This window comes from Salinibacterium sp. (genome assembly GCF_031364185.1).
Classification (GTDB): Bacteria; Actinomycetota; Actinomycetes; order Actinomycetales; family Microbacteriaceae; genus Rhodoglobus.
Genome location: NZ_JANLVV010000199.1, coordinates 1 through 3,267 on the forward strand (window position 1 = coordinate 1; position 3,267 = coordinate 3,267).

General features: G+C 64.9%; 3 protein-coding genes. All 3 read right to left on the reverse strand.

The window, feature by feature from the left end:
• Positions 1-89: 89 nt before the first annotated feature.
• The gene (locus RMN95_RS08550) at positions 90-1,328 is read right to left on the reverse strand and encodes a hypothetical protein (RefSeq protein WP_309616509.1); all 1,239 of its coding nucleotides are present in this window, start codon (positions 1,326-1,328) and stop codon (positions 90-92) included.
• 146 nt (positions 1,329-1,474) lie between these two features.
• Positions 1,475-2,767, reverse strand: coding sequence for an Ig-like domain repeat protein (locus RMN95_RS08555; protein ID WP_309616510.1), 1,293 nt, complete (start codon positions 2,765-2,767; stop codon positions 1,475-1,477).
• A 48-nt stretch (positions 2,768-2,815) separates the two neighbouring features.
• The coding region (locus RMN95_RS08560; protein ID WP_309616511.1) for a hypothetical protein at positions 2,816-3,267 on the reverse strand (452 nt) is incomplete at its 5' end.

A 3,267-nucleotide genomic window follows, 5' to 3' on the forward strand; every position in this document is an offset into this window, starting at 1 on the left:
CTCTGCGGCGTTCGCCGCGGTGCTCGGCAGTGCCCACGACGCGCCGGCGGTGATGATCAGCGCCGCAACCGCGCCGGCGATGAGGCGCCTCATGCCGTGCCCGCCCTGGTTCCGCTCGCGCCGGTGAGCGCGTCGTTGCGCGCCGCCTCTGCGGCCTCATCGATCGCGTCGTACAGGCGGTCGCGGGTGCCGGTCACGTAGCGGTAGACCAGGAAGATCGCGAGGATGAGAAAGACAATGACGGCGAGCAGCGTCCACGACACAGCGAGCGAGAACGCGGAGGATGTCACGGGCACGAACTCGACCGTCTCCCGGGTCTCGATGACGGGAGCGTCTGCCGCGGCGACGGCCGCGGGGTCTGCCGCGACGGCCGGGTCTGCGGCGGCGGGAGCTGCGGCGGCATCCGGAGTCTCGGTGGAGGCCGTGGGCGCGGAGCCGGTATTGTCGGCGCCATCGTCGACGGGGGTGCCTGCCGTGCCGATCGCACCGGGCACCAGGGTCACCGACGACCACGCCAGTAGCAGCGCGGCGACGGCGGGCACCTGCGAGGTCACCCGTACGGTCTGGCGCGGAAGGATGTTCGAGATCGGCTCGGGGGTGAACTCCCCCAGGGGAATGTTGAACGGCCCGGTGATCTGTACCTTCTGGTTCACGTCCATGCGCAGGTTTCCGGTGTTGCGCACGTCGTAGGTGACCGACATGGTGCCGGGGGCGAAGGGGTTCCACTCGGGGGTGAAGCCGGCGACGAATCCGCTGGTCTCGACTCCGACATCCGGGATGCCCGAGACCGTCAGGTAGACCCTCGCGCCGACTCGCTGTTCAAGCACGACGGCGGCGCCGTCCTGGTCGCCAGTGGTCAGCACCGCCGCGACGATCCCCGCGACGTGATCACCCGGGGTCGCGTCCGAGGGCACCAGAAGAGCGAAGGGAATGGTCGCCTCCGTGCCGGGCTCCAGGGTGATCTTGTCACTGGCCGTGGTGATCCACGCCCCAGCGTCGATGGGCTTTTCTTCACGCTTGAGTAACCCGAAGGCTCCGGTCTCGAGCTCGTTCCTGGCGTCGGTCGCGTAGATCAGAAACTCGGCGGCCGTAGTGCCCTGGTTCGTGACCAACACGCTGTCGTTGATCTGCGTTCCGGGGTCGGTCGTGTAGTCGAAGGTGCGGCGACCTCCGTCGGCGGTAGGCACCGGCTCTACGCTCCAGGTGATGTCACCCTCGGCGGCCGTCGCCGCGGAGGCTACCTCGAATCCGAACGCCGATAGAGCCATTGGCGAGAGAGCTACAGCCATCGCAATCAGTAGTGCGAGGGGAGTGGTGATTCGGGACATCCGGGGAAGCCAATCAGAGGGATGCGAGCGGGAAATGAACGGGATGTTAACGACGGATTCGGGGCGAAACAAAATTCGAAATAGCACAGCAGAGCGGGTTGGGATCAGCGTGACGCCGAACCCAACCCGCCCGTGATGCGTCTGACCTAGATGAGGGTCAGGGTGAGGGTTGCCGAATACGCGCCTGCGGGCGTGTTCTTCGGTGCCTTCAGCTGCAGTAGCGCCGAAACGTTCGAGACCTCAACGTCGTTCGGTGCGCCGGTAGCCAGGGTGCTGATCGTTTTCAGACCGTTGACCGTGGCAGGAGCCGGCAGCACAACCGCACCAGCAACCGAGTTCGGGGCACCGGTTACTGCCGGGGTCCAACCCAGGTACTTACCCGACAGGATCTTCGGGGTCGCGCCGCCGGTGGAGAAGTCACCGATCTGGCCGGTCAGGTTCCACGCCGGGTAGTCGAGCTGGCGTGAATCGGTAACAATGGCGTTCAACGTACCCGACGCGTTAAGCGTCGTGCCGGTGAGCGTCGCAGCACCGAGTGCGACCGTTGCCGGCACACCCGTCAACGTCAGAACGCCGTTACCAGCACCCGCAGCAATCGTCGTCGTCACATTCGTGGTTTGGACAATTCCGCCGACCGTGACCGTCGCGTTACCCGAGGTGGATGCCGTGAAGTTGGCAGGCACCGTGGGTGTGAACGTGGCGGTGTAGGTGTGCGGGCCGTCGGTCACTGTCGGCAGGTTTGCCGTGGCAACCCCACCCGAGACGGCAACGTTGGCAGCAACCACGGTGGCACCCTCAGAGAACGAGACGGTACCCACGGCGGCAGCCGGAGCCACCGTCGCGGCCAGTGTCACGGCCGAGCCGGTGGCCTGAGCCGTCAGCGAGGTCGTGGTGGCCGTGGGCCCGACGGGAGGAGCTCCGGCAACAGCCCATGCGCCGGAGGTGGCGTCGTAGGTCATGTTGAGCTTGACGTAGGGCGCATTGACCCGGTCGAGAGTCGTGTTCGACGCAAAATAATAGAAGCGCAGCTCGAAGTTACCCGTCGCGAGAGGGTTGGCGAGAGCGTCCAACTTCTTGTTGGTCACGTAGTTGTTTCCTGGGCTGACCGAGCGGTCCAGGAAGGCAGGATTGCCATCAAGACCGGTCGTTCCGAAGGTGCTCGGCATGGCCAGAGTGCGGAGGATTGAGATGCCGCCCATCTCGACGCCACCCTGGTAGATGTACGTTGCGCCGGCAGCACGGAACCCAACAGGTGCCCCCGTGTTGACAGCGATACTCGTCAAGAAGTACTGGTCCGATACGTTGCCGCTGGTCGGGGTAATGGTGATCGCTCCGGCTGGCGTGATCTCGGCGGCCTGGGCCGAGGCCGAGAGGCCGACCGTTCCGACCACCATGGCACCGGCGACAGCCAATGCGGCGATTCTCTTATTGATCTTCATGACTAACGTTTCTCTTTCTGTTCTGAAGGGGGATTGGTCGGGTCGGGTCTAGTTGACGTAGCCACGCTGAGCGGAGGTGTTACCACACTGCGTGCCGATGGTGCCGAAGCCGTACTGCCTGATCTGAGCGCCAGCAGAGCACACTGCCGATGTCGGTCCAGCGAAGGCAGCGCGCACAGCGGTATCGCTGGCGGTCGGGGTTCCGGTGCTGAGCGCACGGGTTTCGACGACGTTGTAGACGAGGCGGCTCACCGGGAAGTTCGGGTTCAGCTGAACTGACCCGCCGGTGTAGACGATCGGCTTCTCCGAGTCGATGTTGCTCAGTGTGATGTTGCCGCGTCGCTCAACCACGGTGGTCGGAAGCGTGCGGTAGTTACCCTGCGCGATGAACTGTGCAATCGAGAACGGAACGATATCGCCGTCGGTCGTCAGGAACGAACCATCGTGCTCGATGACCGAGTTGCCAAGGTCAGTCGCCTTTCCGCCCGCAGCGATTGCGG

Bases quoted from the DNA above. Each gene is read 5' to 3' on its own strand.
- RMN95_RS08550 (WP_309616509.1), bottom strand. From the start codon at position 1,328: ATGTCCCGAATCACCACTCCCCTCGCACTACTGATTGCGATGGCTGTA.
- RMN95_RS08555 (WP_309616510.1), bottom strand. From the start codon at position 2,767: ATGAAGATCAATAAGAGAATCGCCGCATTGGCTGTCGCCGGTGCCATG.